This window comes from Caulobacter sp. BE254, from assembly GCF_031457295.1.
Taxonomy (GTDB): Bacteria; Pseudomonadota; Alphaproteobacteria; order Caulobacterales; family Caulobacteraceae; genus Caulobacter.
The window spans coordinates 21,748-39,562 of the sequence record NZ_JAVDWJ010000005.1; the positions used below are offsets into that span (position 1 = coordinate 21,748).

Here is a 17,815-nt window from a genome sequence, read left to right on the forward strand (position 1 = left end):
AAGTAATGCAGTCCGGGACCGTCGACGGCCTGTACTACGAGGTCCACGGCGGCCCGGCGGCGGATCGCGCCACGGTGATCCTGTCGGCCGGCCTGGGCGGTTCCGGGGCCTTCTGGGCGCCGCAGATGGAGGCGTTGCTGAGCCGCTTCCGCATGGTGCTGTACGACCATCGCGGCACGGGCCGCGGCGTGCGCGAACTGCCCGCCGGGCCCTACAGCGTCGCCGCCATGGCCGACGACATCGTCAAGGTCATGGACGCCCTGGGCCTGGACCGCGCCCACCTGGTGGGCCACGCGGCGGGCGGCAACGCCGGCCTGGCCCTGGCGCTGGACCATCCGGATCGCATCGGTCGCCTGGTGGTGGTCAACGGCTGGTCACGACCCGACCCGCACATCAAGCGCTGCTTCGACACCCGCCTGGCCCTGCTGAACAACACCGGCATCGCCGCCTATGTGCACGCCCAACCGCTGTTCCTGTATCCGGCCGACTGGCTGAGCGCCAACCACGCCCGCCTCGAGGCCGAGGAGGTCCACCACATCCACGGCTTCCCGGATCCCGACGTGATGCGGGCCCGCATCCAGGCCCTGCTCGGCTTCGACATCGACGCCGACCTGGAGCGGATCAGATGCCCGGTGCTGGTCAGCGCCAGCGCCGACGACATGCTGGTCCCCCTGGCCTGCTCGCGCCGCCTGGCCGAGCGCCTGCCCAACGCCGTGCTCGACATCGCGCCCTGGGGCGGCCACGGCTTCACCGTCACCGCGGCGGAGGCGTTCAATTCAAGCCTGCTGAGCTTTCTCGGCGGCGACCTTCAACGGGGGGAATAACCCATGGAAATCGGCGTCTTCATTCCGATCGGCAACAACGGCTGGCTGATCTCCGAGGCGGCCCCGCAGTACATGCCGTCGTTCGCGCTGAACAAGGAGATCGTCCAGAAGGCCGAGAAATACGGCTTCGACTTCGCGCTCTCGATGATCAAGCTGCGCGGGTTCGGCGGCAAGACCCAGTTCTGGGAGCACAATCTCGAAAGCTTCACCCTGATGGCCGGCCTGGCGGCCGTGACCGAGAAGATCAAGATCTTCGCCACCGCCGCCACCCTGACCATCCCGCCGGCCATCGTCGCCCGCATGGCCTCGACCATCGACTCGATCGCCCCCGGCCGCTTCGGCATCAACCTGGTCACCGGCTGGCAGAAGGCGGAGTACGACCAGATGGGCCTGTGGCCGGGCGAGGGCCACTATACCGACCGCTACAACTACCTGGCCGAATACGCGACCGTGCTGCGCGAGCTGCTGGACACCGGGGTCAGCGACTTCAAGGGCAAGTATTTCCAGATGACCGACTGCCGGGTCAGCCCGCACCCGGAGGAGACCAAGCTGATCTGCGCCGGCTCGTCCAACGAGGGCCTGGCCTTCACGGCCCAGTACGCCGACTACAGCTTCGCCCTGGGCAAGGGCGTCAACACCCCCACCGCCTTCGGCGGCGTCAACGACCGCCTGAAGGCCGCCGCCGACAAGACCGGCCGCGACGTGGCCTCCTACATCCTGTTCATGATCATCGCCGACGAGACCGACGAGGCGGCCATGGCCAAGTGGCAGGCCTACCGGGCCGGCGCCGACCAGGAAGCCCTGGCCTGGCTGACCAACCAGGCCGCCCCGAACGCCGCCGCCGGCTCGACCACCAACACCGCCCAGCTGGCCGCCCCGGAATCGGCGGTCAACCTCAACATGGGCACGCTGGTGGGCTCGTACGAAAGCGTCGCGCGGATGTTGGACGAGGTCGCCGCCGTCGAGGGCACGGCCGGCGTGCTGCTGGTGTTCGACGACTTCGTGGCGGGGGTGGAGAACTTCGGGACGAGGATCCAGCCGCTGATGAAGAGCCGGGCGGGCGTCTAGAAGCTCCTCCCCCTGTGGGGGAGGTGTCGGCGCAGCCGACGGAGGGGGGAGTTTGCCGAGGTGGGTCGACTCCCCCCACCGGCGCCTTCGCGCCGCCTCCCCCACAGGGGGAGGACCCAGGAAATCCTAATCCACCGCCAGCATGCCGATCAGCTGCAGGCGGAACACCAGCACGCTGTTGGCCGGGATCGGGCCGGCGGCGCGTTCGCCATAGGCCAGGTTGGCCGGGATCCACAGGGTCCATTCGTCGCCGACATGCATCATCGGCAGCGCCTCCAGCCAGCCCGGGATCAGGCCATCGGCCGGCATGATCGCCGCCTGGCCGCGCTGGAACGAGCTGTCGAACACCGTGCCGTCCAGCAGCTTGCCCTCGTAGTGCACCTTGACGATGTCGCCGACCTTGGGCGACGGGCCGGTCTTCGGGCCCGAGGTGGTGATCTTGTACTGCAGGCCCGAGGCCGTGGTGACCACGCCCGGCGCCTTGGCGTTCTTGGCCAGGAACGCCTGGCCCTCGGCCAGCGCCTTGGACGTGTCGACGGCGGCCGCCAACTGGGGCGGAGCGGACGCTTCCTGCGCCAGGACCGGGCTCGAGAGCAGGGAAAGGCCCAGGGCCAGGCCGGCGATACGGTTCATCGGAAACTCACATTGGATCTGAAGCGGAAGGGCCTTGAAGCGGGGCTGTCTTCCACGGAACCGATGGCGGCATCAAGACCGATGCGCGCCCCAACGAAAAAGGGCCGGCGACGTCGCCGCCGCCAGCCCTTCGAAGCCCCTACTTCTTCGGGCTGTAGATATCATCCAGCCGCGCCGGCGTGCCTTCGATCCGCTCCAGGCGCGGATACTTCAGTCCGCCGTGGTAGTCGATCTTGACCGTCCGGTAGCGCTCGCCGTCCTTGATCAGCAGCTCGACCACCGGCGCGTCGGCCTTGGCCGTGGCCTTGACCGCGTCCTTGATCAGGTCGTCGCCATAGGCCGTGCCGTTGACCGCCACGATGGTCTCGCCGGCCGTCAGCCCCGCCTTGAAGGCCGGGGTGTCCCAGTTGACCGCCGACAGCACGCCGTCCTTGCCGATCGTGATCCCCAGCGAGTAGCTGAGATTGACGATCTTGCCCTTGGTCTCGGCCGCCTTGAAGTAGTCGGTCGGGGTGTCGGTATAGACCAGCCTGTAGCCGCCGCGGGTCAGGCCATCCAGCGGCGCATGTTCCGAAAGGCCCTCGATGCGGGTCTTCAGGAACGTCGCCCAGTCATAGGGCGTGACGCCGTTCAGGGTCTGGACCACGGTGTCGAAATCGTAGGTCAGCACCACGTACGAGCCGTTCTCGACGCCGAAGAAGGCCTTGGCGAAGTCGTCCAGCGACTTCTTGCCGCCGGTCTTCTCGCGGATCAGCGTATCGGCGTCGAGCCAGACCAGCTGGCCTTCGGAATAGTAGTCCTCGCTGCGCTGCCAGCTGGTCCACGAGGCCGGCTTGCGGTTGGCGATGATCGGGTCGTTGGTGGTGTCCAGCACGTTGCGCCACTGGCGGCCGGCCCGGGTGTCGTACAGGGCGGCGGTGGCGGCCAGCGACTCCAGGCCCTGCTGCTTGGTCTGCAGGCCCGAGCGGGCGGCCAGCACATTGCCCCAGTACTGGGTCTGGCCCTCATAGACCCACATCAGGCTGTCGCGCATCGGCTCGTTCAGCGTCGGGGTGTAGAGGTCGGCCGCGCGGCGGAACTTGCCGTTCCACGAGTGGGTGTATTCGTGGGCCAGCAGGTCGCGGCCGACGAAGGTCTTGTCCCAGTCGGTGAAGTATTTGGGCACGACGCTGTTTTCGCTGGAGCGGTGATGCTCCAGGCCGATGCCGCCCATCTTGTCGGTCAAGGCCAGCAGGAAGTCGTAGTGGTCGTAGTGGTGCGCGCCATACAGCTTGTAGGCCTGCTGCACCAGGTTGCGGTGGATCTGCAGCTGCTCGGGCTTGATCTCCAGATATTCCGGCTTGTCGGCGACGATGTTCAGGCGCACCGGCACGGCCGCGCCGGGGTCCAGGTCGACCTGCTTGTAGTAGCGGCCGGCGAACATCGGCGAGTCGACCAGGGTCTCGAAGGTGGTGGTCTTGAAGGTGGTGGTCTGGCCGGTGGTCGAGGCCTTCTCCAGCGCCGTGCCGAAGCCCCAGCCCTCGGGCAGCTTGACGGTCGGCTCGACCTGGATGCGGCGGGTGTAGTAGCCGGCCGGGTAGAAGCCCAGCTGCAGCCACTGGACGTTCAGCATGTCGTCGGTGACCTCGATCCGGCCGACGTCGGACTTCACCGCGGTCAGGAACTGGAAGCTGACCTGGATCTCGGTCGCGCCGTCGGGCACGTCGAAGTGGAAGGCGTGGACGGCGACCGGGTCGCGGGTCCACGGCAGGGTCTTGCCGCCCGCCGTGATCACCAGCCCGGCCATCTTGTCCAGGTCGTTGCGGGGCGAGTGGCCGCCGGGCACCCATTGCGGATAGAGGATGGTCATCGGGCCGGGCTTGGCGATCGGGATGGTCTCGCGGACCTGGAAGATCTTGCGGTCCAGGTCGGTGGCGTCGACCGACAGCTTCAGCACGCCGGGATAGGCCACGTCCTGGGCGGCGGCGATCGGCGGGGTCGGCGGAGCCTGGACGGGAAGCCGCTCCTGGGCGACGGCCGCCCCGAAGCTCAGCGACAGGGCGAGGGCGGAGGCGGTAAAGAACAGCGTTTTCAACAAACGACCCCAATGCGACGCGCGGGCGTCTCCCCGCGACGAAAGGCGGCATACTTCTCCTCTAAAGCGGGGCTTGTCGAGGTCGTCCGTGGCGGGGACCGTTGGGTTGGCGGTGTTTTGGGCGCCGCGACCGGAATCCCTCTCTCTTTGAGAGAGGGAGGGGCCCGCCGCGAAGCGGTGGGAGGGTGAGAGGTTTCACCGCTGGCCGGAAAATCCCGATTCCTTCCGTTGCGCGGTCTTTACGGCGTTCCCAAGCTGTCGCCATGGATACGACCGCCAACGCCCGCCGCCTGCGCCAGAACCAGACCCTGGCCGAGAAAACCCTGTGGAAACTCGTCCGCAACCGCCGGGCCGGCGGGTTCAGATTCCTGCGACAAGTTCCGATCGACCGCTACTTCGCGGACTTCGTCTGCGAGGCGGGCAAGCTCATCGTCGAACTGGATGGCCCCGCCCATGAAGGCCGCGAGGACTACGACGAACGCCGCACCCAGACCCTGGAGCTGTTCGGATATGCGGTGCTGAGGATCTCCAACGAACGGGTCCTGGCCGATCCCGGTGGCGTCCTCGACGACATCCTGGCCGCGCTTCGATCGGGCAGGCTGTAACCTCTCACCCTCCCACCGCCTGCGGCGGCGGGCCCCTCCCTCTCTCTATGAGAGAGGGAAAGGTAAGCCCTCTACGCCGCCTGCGGCCAGATAGCCTCCAGCGCCCGCACCGCGCCCAGCAGGCGGCCGGGGGTGATCGGCTTTTCGAGGCGGGCGTCGCCGCGCTCGTCGTCCTGCAGCAGGTGCTCGTCGCGGGCCGAGGCCAGCAGCACGGCCGTGCGCGCGCCCCGCCGGCGGCGGGTGGCCCGGATCAGGTCGCCGCCGTTCATGCGCGGCATCGCGAAATCGGTGATCAGCAGGTCCGGGTCGAAGGCGTCCATGGCCTCCAGCGCCTGCTCGCCGTCGCGGCAGATCAGCACGTCGAAACCCGCCTCTCGTAAGGTGATCTCGTGGATGGCGGCCAGGAGGATATCGTCTTCCGCGACTAGGATCTTGCGCAACGCCCGCCCCAACATGCTTAACGACTGGTTAAGCACGATTAGCCCGCCCCAGCGGCGCCGTCGCCGTGCGCTATCGTCGCACTCGGCAACCCAGAAGCCTTATGTTTCAAGGGAAAACCCAGGCGTGTGACCGCGAGTGCGCGGGAAGGCTTGCTTTTGCAAGTCGTTCTCAAGTATGGCCTTGGAGCTCAGCCTGAAGCCCCTCGCGCCCCCGGATTTCGTGAAGACCGCACCCGCCCAGCAAAGCCGCTCGTTCTGGCTCAAGCAGCTGCACCAGTGGCACTGGATCAGCGCGGCCCTGAGCCTGGTCGGCATGCTGCTGTTCGCGGTCACCGGCTTCACCCTCAACCACGCCGGCCAGATCGAGGCCCAGCCCAAGGTCGTCGACCGCAAGGCGACCCTGCCCGCCGACCTGCTGGCCCAGTTGGCCAAGGGTCCCGCCAAGGGCAAGCGCCCGCTGCCGGTCCAGGTCGAGACCTGGCTGGACGAGGCGGTCGACGCCGACATCGCCCGCCGCGAGGGCGAATGGTCGGCCGAGGAGGTCTATGTCGCCCTGGCCCGTCCCGGCGGCGACGCCTGGATCAGCATCGACCGGCAGAGCGGCGCGGTGGAGCACGAGAAGACCACGCGCGGCGCGATCAGCCTGCTCAACGACCTGCACAAGGGCCGCAACGCGGGCAAGGCCTGGGGCTGGTTCATCGACGTCTTCGCCGGGGCCTGCGTGGTCTTTGCGGTCACCGGCCTGATCCTGCTGCAGTTCCACGCCCGGGCCCGCCCCCTGACCTGGCCCCTGGCAGCCGGGGGGCTGGTGATCCCGCTGCTGCTCGTCATCCTCTTCGTCCACCTGTGAGGCGTCCCGCCATGAAGCGCACCCTATCCCTGCTGACCTTCTCGGCCCTCGGCGCCGGCGCCGCGGTGGGCGCCACGCCCGCCCTGGCCGCCGACCTCGCCGTTACCGTCGAGGTGCCGCGCCTGACGGTCGCCGAATACCACAAGCCCTATGTCTCGATCTGGATCGAGAACCCGGCCGACGCCGCGGCCGCCGGCACCCTGGCGGTCTGGTATGACGCCGGCTCCAAGGAGGACAAGGGCGTCAAGTGGCTGAAGGACATGCGTCAGTGGTGGCGCAAGGCCGGCCGCACCATGAGCTTCCCGGCCGACGGGATCAGCGGCGCGACCCGCGCGCCGGGCCCGCAGAAGCTGGTGTTCGCCGGCGCCAAGGGCCCGCTGAAGGACCTCAAGCCCGGCCAGTACACCCTGGTGGTCGAGGCGGCCCGCGAGGTCGGCGGCCACGAGGCCGTCCGCGTGCCGTTCGTCTGGGGCAAACCTGGAAAGCCCGCCACCGCCAAGGGGACGGCCGAACTGGGCGCCGTCACCGTCGCCGTCAAATAGAGAGAAACGCCATGTCTCTGCGCAATCGCCTTCTCGCCGTCGCGGCCGCCGGCCTCGTCCTGGCCCTGCCGCTGGCCGCCAACGCCCACCGCGGCTGGATCGTGCCGTCGTTCACCGTGCTGTCGGGCGACGGCGCCTGGGTCACGGTCGACGCGGCGATCTCCAACGAGCTGTTCTACGCCGACCACAACCCGATGCGGCTGGACGCGGTGGTCGTCACCGCCCCGGACGGCTCGGTCGACAAGATCCAGAACGCCCTGACCGGCAAGTACCGCTCGACTTTCGACGTCCAGCTGGCCAAGCCGGGCACCTACAAGATCGGCTCGGCGACCAGCATGGTCATGGCCAGCTGGACGCAGGACGGCCAGGTCAAGCGCTTCCGCGGCTCGCCGGAGGACTTCGCCAAGCAGGTCCCGGCCGGCGCCGCCGACCTGAAGACCATCAAGAGCTTCAACCGCAACGAGACCTTCGTCACCCGCGACGCCCCCACCACCACGGTGTTCGCCCCGACCGGCAAGGGTCTGGAGCTGGTCCCGGTGACCCACCCCAACGACCTGGTGGCCGGCGAGGCGGCGACCTTCAAGTTCCTGCTGGACGGCAAGCCGGCGGCCGACCTGGAGGTGACCTTCGCCCCCGGCAATTCGCGCTATCGCGCCACGCCCGGCGACTTCAAGGTCAAGACCGGCCCCGACGGCGCGTTCAAGGTCACCTTCCCCGAAGCGGGCATGTACTGGATGAACGCCGTGGCGCGGACGGGCGAGACCGGCCGGGGCCCCGGCGGTCCCGGCGGCGGCATGGGCGGTCCGGGCGGCGGCGCCCCCGGCGGCGCTCCGGCCCCGGCCACGCCGCTGCCCGGCAATGGCGCGAGCGCCAGCTACACCGCCACGCTCGAAGCCCTGCGGCCTTAGGAGTCAAAGGTATTGTCATCTCGCGTGGCAAGACGATGTGGCTAGCGCCGTGGGACGTCCTCGTCCTTCGACAAGCTCAGGATGAGGACGAATTTTGCGGCCGCTCAGTAGAAATCCTCATCCTGAGCTTGTCGAAGGACGAGGATTTCTTCCCACCGCCGTTCCAGTGACCGGCCAGCCGCCTCGCTCCGCCCGGGATGACAGGATTTGCGCATGACCCGCGTCCTCGTCCCCCAGCTCGCCGAACCGCCCGCCCGCCCGATCGGCGGCGCGGTGCTGGCGCTCGCCGGCGCGACGATGGGCACGACCTGGTCGGTCCGACTGGTGGCCCCGCCGACCGCCGACGCCCGGGCCCTGACCGCCATGGCCCAGCGCGAGCTGGACGAGGTGGTGCGGCAGATGAGCCCGTGGGAGCCGCTGTCGGACCTGTCGCGCTACAACCGCGCCGCCGGGGGCAGCTGGACGCCCCTGCCCCCGGCCTTCGTCCAGGTGCTGCGCTGCGCCCTGCAGATCGCCGAGGCTGCCGGCGGCGCCTTCGATCCGACCCTGGGCGCTTTGGTCGACTTCTGGGGCTTCGGCCCTCGCCCGTTCTCGGGCGCGCCGCCGGACGTCGAGGACGTCGCCAAGGCTCGTGAAACCGCAGGCTGGCGACGCCTGGTCCTGGACGGCGACAGCCTGTTCCAGCCGGGCGGCCTGCGCCTGGACCTCAACGGCATCGCCAAGGGTTTCGCGGTCGACCAGGTCGCCGCCGCCCTGGACCGGGCCGGCGCCCGCTCCTACCTGGTCGAGGTCGGAGGCGAGCTGCGCGGGACCGGGGCCAAGCCCGACGGCCAGCCCTGGTGGGTCGAGCTGGAACGCCCGCCGGCGGCCAATGACGGCGTGCGGACCCTGGTCGCCCTGCACGGCCTGTCGGTCGCCACCTCGGGCGACTACCGCCGGTTCTTCGAACACGGCGGCCGCCGCTACGCCCATACCCTGGACCCCGCCACCGCCGCGCCGGCGGCCAACCCCACGGTCAGCGTCACGGTGCTGGACGAAAGCTGCATGCGCGCCGACGCCTACGCCACGGCCCTGACCGTGATGGCGCCCGACGCGGCCCTGGCCTTCGCGGCGGAGCACGGCCTGGCCGCGATGATCCTCGCCCACGGCCCGACTGGCCTGGAGGAGCGCCTGTCGCCGGCCCTGGCGGCGATGCTCGACGCATGAGCGGCTTCTGGGACGCCCTTTGGTCCGACCGCCTGTCGACCGCCGGCCTGGTGCTGTGCGGCTACCTGCTGTTCTGCCTGGCCATCGCCTGGCGCCAGGCCCTGCGCAAGCGCGCCGCCCGCTGCGCGGCCGACGCCCTGTCGGCGGGGACCGGCGCGCCGATCCTGGTGGTCCACGCCAGCCAGACCGGCTTCGCCGAGGAACTGGCCCTGGCCACCGCCCGACTGCTGGGCGACGCCGGCGGGCGCGTCACCTTGAAGGGCCTGGCCGACCTGACCGCCTCCGACCTGGCTGGAGCGGCCCGCGCCCTGTTCGTGGTCAGCACCACCGGCGAGGGCGACGCCCCCGACACGGCCCGCCGGTTCATCCGCGACGTGATGGGGCGCGACGTCATGGGCGCCGAGCCCGCCCTGCACGGCCTGGACTACGGCGTGCTGGCCCTGGGCGACAGCGGCTACGCCCGGTTCTGCGCCTTCGGCCGGACCCTGGACGCCTGGCTGGCCCGGCACGGCGCCGCGCCGCTGTTCGACCGGGTCGAGGTCGACGACGGCGACCCGGCCGCCCTGCGCCATTGGCAGAGCCACGTCGGCGTGCTGGCCGGCGTCACCGACGCGCCCGACTGGACCCGCCCGCGCTACGGCCGCTGGCGGCTCGTCGAGCGTCGGCAGCTGAACCCGGGCGGCCCCGGCGACGGCGCCTTCCACATCCGGCTCGAGGCCCTGGACGCCGCGACCTGGGAGGCCGGCGACATTCTGGAGGTCGGCCCGCGCAACGACCCGGCCGAGGTCGCGGCCCTGCTGGCGCGGCTGGGCCTGGACCCGGCGGCCCAGGTCGTCGCCGACGAGGCTCCGACCCTGGCCGAGGCCCTGTCCTGGCGCCGGCTGCCGCACGACGACGAGTTCGCGGCCGCCCCCAATCGGACTTTGAGGCCCCAGGCCCTGGTCGACGCCCTGCCGCCCCTGCCCCACCGCGAATATTCGATCGCCTCGCTGCCGGCCGACGGCGGGGTCGAGCTGCTAGTGCGGGCCATGAGACGGGCCGACGGCAAGCCGGGCCTGGGCTCGGGCTGGCTGACCGTCCACGCCGCCGAGGGGGCCGAGATCGCCGCCCGGGTGCGGACCAACCGCGCCTTCCATGCCCCCCCGGACGACCGGCCGCTGATCCTGATCGGCAACGGCACCGGCCTGGCCGGCCTGCGCGCCCACCTGAAGGCCCGGGCGGCGGCGGGACGTCATCGCAACTGGCTGGTGTTCGGCGAGCGCACGGCGGCCCATGACTACTTCCATCGCGACGAGATCGAGGCCTGGCGCGCCGACGGCGTCCTGCAACGCCTCGACCTGGCCTTCTCCCGCGACCAGGACCGCAAGGTCTATGTCCAGCACCGGCTGATGGACGCCGCCGACGCCCTGCGCGCCTGGGTCGCCGATGGGGCGGCGATCTATGTCTGCGGCTCGCTGGAAGGCATGTCCGGCGAGGTCCACGCGACGCTGACGGCCGTGCTGGGGGCGGAAACGATGGAGCGCCTGGCCGACGAGGGGCGCTATCGGCGGGACGTGTACTGAGGAAGGCGCCGAGGGTCTCCCGACGCCCTCAACCGTTGTCATCCCCGAAGCCCCGCAGGGGCTGTCCGGGACCCAGGGGACTGGGCTGATGCGGTGCGGCTGTCCTGGGTCCCGGACAAGCGCTGCGCGCTTTCCGGGATGACAACGGAGGGGAATGCCGAGCCGGGGCCGCCCCTTTAGCGCAATGCCGCCCGCTCCTCCGGCGTATTGGCCCCTCGCAGCCGCAACCGCACCGCCTCGTCGCACGGCAGCGCCGCCAGCCCCGCCCGCTCGACCAGCCGCCGCAGCGGCCAGCCGGCCTCGGCTTCGGTCGGCAAGGCGGCGAAGGTCAGCATCATCGGCACCGGCAGGCCGTCATAGACCGCCCCCGGCGCGGCCGCCGCCAGCAGCGGGGCCAAATCCTCGACCGTCACGGTCGGGGCGTCGACCGCCAGGACCAGGGCCCGCGCCAGGCCGTGCGCCGCCAGGGCCCGCGCCCCGGCCAGCACGCCGCCGACCGGACCCGCCCCGGGGGCCGGATCGTCGACATGCTCCAGGCCCAGGTCGCGCCCGGCCGTCAGCACGCGCGCGGCGCCGGCCGCCGTCGCCAGGGCCGCCACGCGGTCGACGGCCCTCTGGCCGCCCCAATCCAGGGCCGCCTTGTCGGCGCCCATCCGGCGCGAGGCGCCGCCGGTCAGGATGATCGCTCCGAAGGGAGTCGCATGCCAGGTCATGGCCCCAATCTAGGCCAGGCAAAGTTCGCCGTCTGCACCCGCCTTGTCCCGGCCGGCCCGGACGAAAGCCGGAAAGGACAGGAAACGGCGGCCGGTGTTCGCGCCGTCCGGATCTGAGTTCGATCAAAGACTTGCGGCTTGTCTTCCAAGACATGACCGAAACGGTCTAGTGTCCGCCGCGACAAAGGGACGGACCATCGATGAACGACCGCAACGAGCGTCAGCGCCGCCGTACGACCCAGAGCGCGACCATCCGCGACGTGGCCGCCCTGGCCGGGGTGTCGCCGATGACGGTGTCGCGGGTGATCAACCGCGAGACGACGGTCAAGTCGGAGACCAAGGCCCTGGTCGACGCGGCGATCCGCGACCTGAACTACGCCCCCAACCCCGCCGCCCGCAGCCTGGCCGGCTCGGCCCCGTTCCGCATCGGCCTGCTCTACGACAACCCCTCGACCGGCTACCTGTCGGAGTTCCTGGTCGGGGCGCTGGACGAGAGCAGCCGCACGGGCGCGCAAGTCGTGATCGAGAAGTGCGCCGAGCCCGAACTGGCCGGCGCCACCCTGACCCGCCTGCTGAAGACCGGCGTCGACGGCCTGATCCTGCCCGCCCCGCTGTGCGAGAGCGCCCAGGTCCTGGCCGAGGTGAAGAAGGCCGGCGCGGCCGCCGTGGCCGTCGCCCCGGGCATGCCCAGCGCCGACATGGCCACCATCCGCATCGACAACGAGGCCGCCGCCTTCGAACTGGCCCAGCACCTGCTGACCCTGGGCCACAAGCGCTTCGGGATCATCAAGGGCCACCCCAACCAGACGGTCAGCCAGCAGCGCCTGGACGGCTTCCTGTCGGCCCTGAAGGCGGCCGGCGTGCCCGACGAGGCCGTGCGGATCGAGCAGGGCTACTTCACCTACCGCTCGGGCCTGGAGGCCGCCGAGCGGCTGCTCGGCGAGGACGACCGGCCCACCGCCATCTTCGCCGGCAACGACGACATGGCCGCGGCCACGGCGGGCGTGGCCCACCGCATGGGCCTGGACGTGCCCGAGGACGTGTCGATCGTCGGCTTCGACGACACCTCGATCGCCGCCAATATCTGGCCGGCCCTGACCACCGTCCACCAGCCCATCGCCGCCATGGCCCGCGCCGCCGTCGACCTGGTGCTAGAAGAGATCCGCCGCAAGCGCGGCAAGGCCGGCGAGCCCCGCCAGCTGATGCACCCGCACACCCTGATCGTGCGGGATTCGACGGGGCCGGCCCCGGAGGGGTGAGGGTCTAGTCCATAGCGGCGCGTTTCGAGCGACCTCAGCACGCCCAGGGCTACTTGCCGTCTACGGGCTCCGCGGCGTCCAGTCGCCGCGCCTGCTCGACGACACGCTTGATCGCCTGGATGACGACTTCGGGGTTGTCCTTCTGGATGAAGTGGCCGGCCTTCGGCGCGAGCGTCCAGACCCCACGCGTGGACCTTCGGGCCAGGGCTTGGTGCCCGGCGCGCCACCACCGCGCCGACGTCTCGTGAACGGCCTCGGACTCCCAGGCGTTTCCCGGGGCGACGCCAGCCGACAGCACTTCCAGCGGCACGGCTCCGAACGACCGGCTCAGGGCCCGCTCCTGCTTCCAGCTGGTGCTGTCATCGGCATGGTAGGGGAAGTAGTTGTTGGACTGGTCGATCTCGGCTTCGTACCACCAGGGCCGGGTGTTGACGTGAAGGAAGTAGTCGCGTTCGGCCGGCGTCAGGTCGGGCGGGATCTTGAAGCAGCCGTGGGGCGCTTCCGCTGAAAGCAGTCCCTGGCGGGCGAGCGCGCCGCACTGCAGGAAGTGATCGCCGCCGCGCCGGGTTTCTTCCTCGCGGGTTCTGGCGTCCTCCGGCGAAAGCTTCGGCCACTGGCCCGCAAAGCCCGGTTCGACCAGCACCATGCCCGCCACGTCGGCTGGAAACCGGTCGGCGTACATCGTGGCGTAGAAGCCGCCGATGGAATGGCCGACGAGAACGATCGGCCCTTTTATCCCCGCGACCTTCAAGAGCGCATGCAGGTCGTCCGTCACGTTCATCGCCGTCACGGGCTTGGCGGGCGGGTCGCTGAACCCGAAACCGGCCCGGTCATAGAAGCAGGTGCGCGTGATCGCGGTGATCGCGGGCTGCACCTTTCGCCAGTTGAAGATCAGCCCTTCGCCGCCTTGCTCGAACAGGACGGTCGGCGCGCCATGACCGACGCAGTGCAGGTTCAGCCTGCGGCCATCGCCGATGTCCACGAGGTGCGGGTGGAGCAGCTCCGGAGCCATGCCCGTCGAGGCCGGTGTCCGCGGCGGCTGGGCCTCCGCCGCGACAGCGCGTAGCGGACCCAGCATCACGGCAAGGCCAAGGACGATAGGGAAGATCTTCACGGCTTGCGCGCTCCGTTCACGCTGGGAACTTGGCATCGAGGTCGTGCCTTGGCCACTGACGATCAGGCCTGATCGCCGCCAGTGGACGTGGCGCGGGGACGTGCTCTCACCCCGGGGCCTTGAACGGGTACGTACAGGGCTTGCCGTGAGTGCATGTCCCAACGGATCCGCTGATTTGCCTGCAGGTCCGTGGACGAAATTGGGGGACGAAATTGGGGACACCCACTCACCCTGTCCTTGGGAGTTGGGCTTGCGACGCCCTGCCGTGAGAGCGCGTCCCCGCCCGATCAAGCCCCCGCCGCCCCCTTCATCAACGACCGCACCAGCTCGGCGTCCGCGTCGGTGGCCGGGTTGTAGACGACCATGCTGAGGTCCGGCCGGCCGTCGACGGCGAAGGCGGAGTATTCCATCGCCAGCGGGCCCAGCACCGGGTGCCGCAGGTGCTTGACGCCCTCGCCGTGCGCGACCACGTCGTTCTCCAGCCAGAAGCGCTTGAACTCGGGGCTGGTCAGGCAGAGCTCGTCGACCAGCTGGCTGACCTCGGACACCGCGCCGGCCCGGACCGCGTCGGCCCGGAAGGTGCTGACCACGAAGCGGGCGACGCTTTCCCAGTCGTGCTGGGCCGCCCGGACCCTGGCGTCGCCGAACATCAGGCGCAGGACGTTGCGCTGGTCCGGCGGCAACGCGCCGTAGTCGGTCAGCACCGCCGCGGCGGCGCGGTTCCAGGCGACGATGTCCCAGGTCGCGGTCCTGATCATGGCCGGGCTGAACGCCATCGCGTCCAGCACCCGCTGCAGACGGGGCGACACGCCCTCGCTGGCCTTGTAGCGAACCTCGGGCGGCCGACCCAGGCCCAGCAGGAACACGTGCTCGCGCTCGACGTCGGTCAGCATCAGGGCGCCGGCGATCCGATTCAGCACCTCGGCGGACGGCGCGCCGCCCCGGCCCTGCTCGAGCCAGGTGTACCAGGTGGGACTGATGTTGGCGCGCTGGGCGACCTCCTCGCGGCGCAGGCCCGAGGTCCGCCGGCGGGCCGCCGGAAAGCCCAGGGCGGCGGGATCCAGGCGGGCGCGGCGGTCCTTGAGATAGGCGCCCAGCCGATTGTCGCGCTCGACGGCCATGCCGATCCTGTTGGTCATTATACTAGGATAAAGTCACTACTTTAACAGGATCAGCCTAGGGCGATATCCGTCTCCGAACAACAGCGGAGAGCTTCCATGCGTGTCTTCCTCACCGGCGCGACCGGCTTCATCGGCTCGGCCATCGTGCCGGAACTTCTCAAGGCGGGCCACCAGGTGCTGGGGCTGACGCGGTCCGACGCGGGCGCCCAGGCCCTGGCCGCCGCCGGGGCCCAGGCCCATCGCGGCAGCCTGGAGGACCCAGACAGCCTGCGCGCCGGCGCGGCCCAGGCCGACGGCGTGATCCACTGCGCCTTCGACCACGACTTTTCGAACTTCGCGGCCAATTGCCAGAAGGACAGCCGCGCCATCGAAGCGTTGGGCTCGGCGCTGGCCGGCTCGGACCGCCCGCTGGTCATCACCTCCGGCACCGGCATGGGCGCCCCCGGCGACGGCCGCCCCGCGACCGAGGATGTCTTCAACCTGGACCATCCCAATCCCCGCAGCGCCTCGGAAATCGCCGGCGCCGCGGCCCTGGCGGCCGGCGTCAACGTCTCGGTCATGCGGCTGCCGCAGGTCCATGACCCGGTCCGGCAGGGCCTGGTGACCTACATGGTGGCGATCGCCCGCGAGAAGGGGCTGTCGGTCTATGTGGGCGACGGCCTCAACCGCTGGCCCGCCGCGCCCGTGCTGGACGTCGCCCGGCTCTACCGGCTGGCGCTGGAGCGGGCGCAGGCCGGGGCCCGCTACCACGCGGTGGCCGAGGAAGGCGTGACCGCCCGCCAGATCGCCGAAGTCGTCGGCGCGGGTCTCAAGGTCCCGGCCGTGTCCCTGGCCCCGGAAGAGGCGGCGGCCCATTTCGGCTGGATGGCGATGTTCGCGAGCCTGGACATGCCGGCGTCCAGCGCCTGGACGCGGCAGACGCTGGGCTGGTCTCCCACCGGCCCGACCTTGATCGCCGATCTGCAGGCGATGGACTACGGGGTTTAGGTTCGCCCTTACCTCGTTGTCATCCCGGAAGCCCCGCAGGGGCTGTCCGGGATCCAGAGGACTGGGCGAAGGCGGTGCGGTTCACCTGGGTTCCGGACAAGCGCTGCGCGCTTTCCGGGATGACAACAAAGAAACCGAACCTGAATCCCAAGGCCGACCTACGCAGCTCACCCCTCCTCGACGATCCCGTCCACCCGGTCGGGATAGAACGCCAGGTGATCCTGGATCGCCGCCACCGCCGGATGGGCCGACTCGTAGGTCCAGACCGCGTTGACCGACCGCGCGCCGCCCGACGGCAGGCTGTAGTAGGACGCCTCGCCTTTGTAGGGGCAGTAGGTGGCGTGGTCGGTGCGGGCCAGCAGCGCCATGTCGACGTCCTGGCGCGGGATGTACTGCACCGGCGGATAGGACGCCTCGCGCAGCGTCAGGGCGTCGCGGGTGTCGGCGACGACCTTGCCGCCCAGGGTGACGACCACGCGCCGCGGATTGCGCGTGATGCTGATCGGGTGGTCGGGGCCCGGGATCCTGATCGGCCGGTCGGTCATGGCGTTGTCCTGCTTGAGCTTGAGCCCTTTACGTGGTTCTACCCATGGCGGTCCGCCAGGGCGTGTCGATGGACGCGGCGCGATTTGCCCGTCGCGGCGGGACTTGCGCTGGGCGTAGTGTTAGCGCTAACAACGTGATCGACAAGTGACGGGGGGGCGTGGGCGGCGAGTCAAGACCGGTCCCAACGCGCCCGCTAGGGAGAGACGACCGGTGGCCCTCAGTGATTTTCTGCCTGACGACTGGCGCGACGCGACCCTGCTGGGGCGCATCGATTTCGGCCAGGGCCCGACCCCGGTCCTGATCCGCGACGGCCGCGTCGAGGACGTCAGCCGGATCGCGCCCACGACCTCGGACCTGATGAACGCCTTCGCGCCCGGCGCGGCGATTCCGCCCGGCGAGGACCTGGGCCCGCTCGAAGCCCTGGACCTGCGCGCCGTGTGGGAGAACCCGGAAGGCGCGGCCGCCAAGCTGCTGGCCCCCGTCGACCTGCAGGTGCTGAAGGCGGCCGGCGTGACCTTCGCGGTCTCGACCCTGGAGCGGGTGATCGAGGAGCGGGCGCGTGGCGACGCCGCCGCCGCCCTGAAGATCCGCGAGCAGCTGTCGGCCAGCATGGGCGGCGACCTGCGCAGCGTGAACCCGGGCTCGGACGGCGCCGAGCGCCTGAAGCAGACCCTGATCGCCGACGGCCTGTGGTCGCAATATCTGGAAGTGGCCATCGGCCCCGACGCCGAGATCTTCACCAAGGGCCCGACCCTGTCGTCGGTGGGCTGGGGCGACCAGGTCGGCGTGCGCAGCGACAGCCACTGGAACAACCCCGAGCCGGAGGTCGTGCTGCTGTGCGACGGTTCGGGCCGGATCCGCGGCGCCTCGCTGGGCAACGACGTCAACCTGCGCGACTTCGAAGGCCGCTCGGCCCTGCTGCTCAGCAAGGCCAAGGACAACAACGCCTCGTGCGCGATCGGCCCGTTCTTCCGGCTGTTCGACGACGCGTTCTCGCTGGACGACGTGCGCTCGGCGGAAGTGACGCTGAAGATCACCGGCCGCGACAACTTCGTGCTCGACGGCCACAGCAATATGAGCCTGATCAGCCGCGACCCAGCCGTGCTGGCCGGCCAGGCCTATGGCAAGCAGCACCAGTATCCCGACGGCTTCGTCCTGTTCCTGGGCACGATGTTCGCCCCGATCCAGGACCGCGACGCGCCGGGCCAGGGCTTCACCCACAAGGTCGGCGACCGCGTGCGGGTGGCCACCCCCAAGCTGGGCGTGCTGGAGAACGAGGTGACCACCTGCGATCTCGCCGCCCCGTGGACGTTCGGCGTCTCCGCCCTGATCCGCAATCTGGCCGGCCGCGGCCTGCTGTGAT

General features: G+C 70.3%; 18 protein-coding genes and 1 pseudogene. 11 read left to right on the top strand and 8 right to left on the bottom strand.

Features of this window, described 5'->3' with window-relative positions:
* The first annotated feature begins 5 nt into the window (after positions 1–5).
* Positions 6–824, top strand: a complete 819-nt coding sequence (gene rutD, locus J2X41_RS10855) for a pyrimidine utilization protein D (RefSeq protein ID WP_310081804.1) — start codon at positions 6–8, stop codon at positions 822–824.
* Between the two features lie 3 nt (positions 825–827).
* Positions 828–1,892: a pyrimidine utilization protein A gene (rutA, locus tag J2X41_RS10860; RefSeq protein WP_310081806.1), complete on the top strand. Its 1,065-nt coding sequence runs from the start codon at positions 828–830 to the stop codon at positions 1,890–1,892.
* A gap of 126 nt (positions 1,893–2,018) precedes the next feature.
* Here the strand turns inward: rutA and J2X41_RS10865 are convergent, their stop codons facing one another.
* Both J2X41_RS10865 and J2X41_RS10870 read right to left on the bottom strand, forming a co-directional pair.
* Complete coding sequence (locus tag J2X41_RS10865) at positions 2,019–2,525, bottom strand: FKBP-type peptidyl-prolyl cis-trans isomerase (RefSeq protein ID WP_310081808.1); 507 nt, start codon at positions 2,523–2,525, stop codon at positions 2,019–2,021.
* Positions 2,526–2,664: 139 nt separating this feature from the next.
* Entirely contained in the window at positions 2,665–4,599 is a 1,935-nt protein-coding gene (locus tag J2X41_RS10870) for a peptidase M61 (protein ID WP_310081809.1), read from the bottom strand.
* Between the two features lie 263 nt (positions 4,600–4,862).
* Between J2X41_RS10870 and J2X41_RS10875 the strand changes: the two genes are divergently transcribed.
* Positions 4,863–5,204 (top strand): endonuclease domain-containing protein, encoded by a 342-nt coding sequence (locus J2X41_RS10875; RefSeq protein WP_310081810.1) that lies wholly within the window; start codon positions 4,863–4,865, stop codon positions 5,202–5,204.
* A gap of 71 nt (positions 5,205–5,275) precedes the next feature.
* On the opposite strand, the gene J2X41_RS10880 is transcribed toward J2X41_RS10875, so the two are convergent.
* Complete coding sequence (locus J2X41_RS10880) at positions 5,276–5,644, bottom strand: response regulator (RefSeq protein WP_310081811.1); 369 nt, start codon at positions 5,642–5,644, stop codon at positions 5,276–5,278.
* Between the two features lie 220 nt (positions 5,645–5,864).
* Between J2X41_RS10880 and J2X41_RS10885 the strand changes: the two genes are divergently transcribed.
* The 3 genes from J2X41_RS10885 to J2X41_RS10895 are packed head-to-tail and all read left to right on the top strand — an operon-like array spanning position 5,865 to position 7,944.
* Positions 5,865–6,494 (top strand): PepSY-associated TM helix domain-containing protein, encoded by a 630-nt coding sequence (locus J2X41_RS10885; RefSeq protein WP_310081812.1) that lies wholly within the window; start codon positions 5,865–5,867, stop codon positions 6,492–6,494.
* Between the two features lie 11 nt (positions 6,495–6,505).
* Positions 6,506–7,036, top strand: coding sequence for a DUF2271 domain-containing protein (locus J2X41_RS10890; RefSeq protein WP_310081813.1), 531 nt, complete (start codon positions 6,506–6,508; stop codon positions 7,034–7,036).
* An 11-nt stretch (positions 7,037–7,047) separates the two neighbouring features.
* Positions 7,048–7,944: a DUF4198 domain-containing protein gene (locus J2X41_RS10895; protein WP_310081814.1), complete on the top strand. Its 897-nt coding sequence runs from the start codon at positions 7,048–7,050 to the stop codon at positions 7,942–7,944.
* A 54-nt stretch (positions 7,945–7,998) separates the two neighbouring features.
* On the opposite strand, the pseudogene J2X41_RS10900 reads toward J2X41_RS10895, so the two are convergent.
* A pseudogene (locus J2X41_RS10900) lies at positions 7,999–8,159 on the bottom strand (hypothetical protein); the annotation flags it as partial.
* Here J2X41_RS10900 and J2X41_RS10905 point away from each other — a divergent pair.
* Complete coding sequence (locus J2X41_RS10905) at positions 8,158–9,150, top strand: FAD:protein FMN transferase (RefSeq protein ID WP_310081815.1); 993 nt, start codon at positions 8,158–8,160, stop codon at positions 9,148–9,150. The pseudogene J2X41_RS10900 and the gene J2X41_RS10905 overlap by 2 nt on opposite strands.
* A complete protein-coding gene (locus tag J2X41_RS10910; RefSeq protein WP_310081816.1) occupies positions 9,147–10,712 on the top strand; it encodes a sulfite reductase flavoprotein subunit alpha in 1,566 nt (521 codons plus the stop codon). Before J2X41_RS10905 ends, J2X41_RS10910 begins: the two co-directional genes overlap by 4 nt.
* 176 nt (positions 10,713–10,888) lie before the next feature.
* Here the strand turns inward: J2X41_RS10910 and J2X41_RS10915 are convergent, their stop codons facing one another.
* Positions 10,889–11,425, bottom strand: coding sequence for an NTP transferase domain-containing protein (locus J2X41_RS10915; RefSeq protein ID WP_310081817.1), 537 nt, complete (start codon positions 11,423–11,425; stop codon positions 10,889–10,891).
* Between the two features lie 200 nt (positions 11,426–11,625).
* On the opposite strand from J2X41_RS10915, the gene J2X41_RS10920 reads away from it, so the two are divergent.
* Positions 11,626–12,684 (top strand): LacI family DNA-binding transcriptional regulator, encoded by a 1,059-nt coding sequence (locus tag J2X41_RS10920; protein ID WP_310081818.1) that lies wholly within the window; start codon positions 11,626–11,628, stop codon positions 12,682–12,684.
* Positions 12,685–12,733: 49 nt separating this feature from the next.
* Here the strand turns inward: J2X41_RS10920 and J2X41_RS10925 are convergent, their stop codons facing one another.
* Positions 12,734–13,834 carry an alpha/beta hydrolase gene (locus J2X41_RS10925; RefSeq protein ID WP_310081819.1) on the bottom strand — a complete coding sequence of 367 codons (1,101 nt, stop codon included), beginning with the start codon at positions 13,832–13,834 and terminating at the stop codon, positions 12,734–12,736.
* 251 nt (positions 13,835–14,085) lie between these two features.
* Positions 14,086–14,937 (bottom strand): helix-turn-helix transcriptional regulator, encoded by an 852-nt coding sequence (locus J2X41_RS10930; RefSeq protein ID WP_310081820.1) that lies wholly within the window; start codon positions 14,935–14,937, stop codon positions 14,086–14,088.
* Positions 14,938–15,015: 78 nt separating this feature from the next.
* On the opposite strand from J2X41_RS10930, the gene J2X41_RS10935 reads away from it, so the two are divergent.
* Positions 15,016–15,906, top strand: coding sequence for an SDR family oxidoreductase (locus tag J2X41_RS10935; protein ID WP_310081821.1), 891 nt, complete (start codon positions 15,016–15,018; stop codon positions 15,904–15,906).
* Between the two features lie 167 nt (positions 15,907–16,073).
* On the opposite strand, the gene J2X41_RS10940 is transcribed toward J2X41_RS10935, so the two are convergent.
* Positions 16,074–16,451, bottom strand: a complete 378-nt coding sequence (locus J2X41_RS10940; RefSeq protein ID WP_310081822.1) for a DUF427 domain-containing protein — start codon at positions 16,449–16,451, stop codon at positions 16,074–16,076.
* A 211-nt stretch (positions 16,452–16,662) separates the two neighbouring features.
* Between J2X41_RS10940 and J2X41_RS10945 the strand changes: the two genes are divergently transcribed.
* Entirely contained in the window at positions 16,663–17,814 is a 1,152-nt protein-coding gene (locus J2X41_RS10945) for a fumarylacetoacetate hydrolase family protein (protein ID WP_310081823.1), read from the top strand.
* The last annotated feature ends 1 nt before the right edge of the window (position 17,815 follow it).

Bases quoted from the DNA above. Each gene is read 5' to 3' on its own strand.
- rutD (WP_310081804.1), top strand. From the start codon at position 6: ATGCAGTCCGGGACCGTCGACGGCCTGTACTACGAGGTCCACGGCGGC.
- rutA (WP_310081806.1), top strand. From the start codon at position 828: ATGGAAATCGGCGTCTTCATTCCGATCGGCAACAACGGCTGGCTGATC.
- J2X41_RS10865 (WP_310081808.1), bottom strand. From the start codon at position 2,525: ATGAACCGTATCGCCGGCCTGGCCCTGGGCCTTTCCCTGCTCTCGAGC.
- J2X41_RS10875 (WP_310081810.1), top strand. From the start codon at position 4,863: ATGGATACGACCGCCAACGCCCGCCGCCTGCGCCAGAACCAGACCCTG.
- J2X41_RS10890 (WP_310081813.1), top strand. From the start codon at position 6,506: ATGAAGCGCACCCTATCCCTGCTGACCTTCTCGGCCCTCGGCGCCGGC.
- J2X41_RS10895 (WP_310081814.1), top strand. From the start codon at position 7,048: ATGTCTCTGCGCAATCGCCTTCTCGCCGTCGCGGCCGCCGGCCTCGTC.
- J2X41_RS10905 (WP_310081815.1), top strand. From the start codon at position 8,158: ATGACCCGCGTCCTCGTCCCCCAGCTCGCCGAACCGCCCGCCCGCCCG.
- J2X41_RS10910 (WP_310081816.1), top strand. From the start codon at position 9,147: ATGAGCGGCTTCTGGGACGCCCTTTGGTCCGACCGCCTGTCGACCGCC.
- J2X41_RS10915 (WP_310081817.1), bottom strand. From the start codon at position 11,425: ATGACCTGGCATGCGACTCCCTTCGGAGCGATCATCCTGACCGGCGGC.
- J2X41_RS10920 (WP_310081818.1), top strand. From the start codon at position 11,626: ATGAACGACCGCAACGAGCGTCAGCGCCGCCGTACGACCCAGAGCGCG.
- J2X41_RS10925 (WP_310081819.1), bottom strand. From the start codon at position 13,834: ATGCCAAGTTCCCAGCGTGAACGGAGCGCGCAAGCCGTGAAGATCTTC.
- J2X41_RS10930 (WP_310081820.1), bottom strand. From the start codon at position 14,937: ATGACCAACAGGATCGGCATGGCCGTCGAGCGCGACAATCGGCTGGGC.
- J2X41_RS10935 (WP_310081821.1), top strand. From the start codon at position 15,016: ATGCGTGTCTTCCTCACCGGCGCGACCGGCTTCATCGGCTCGGCCATC.
- J2X41_RS10940 (WP_310081822.1), bottom strand. From the start codon at position 16,451: ATGACCGACCGGCCGATCAGGATCCCGGGCCCCGACCACCCGATCAGC.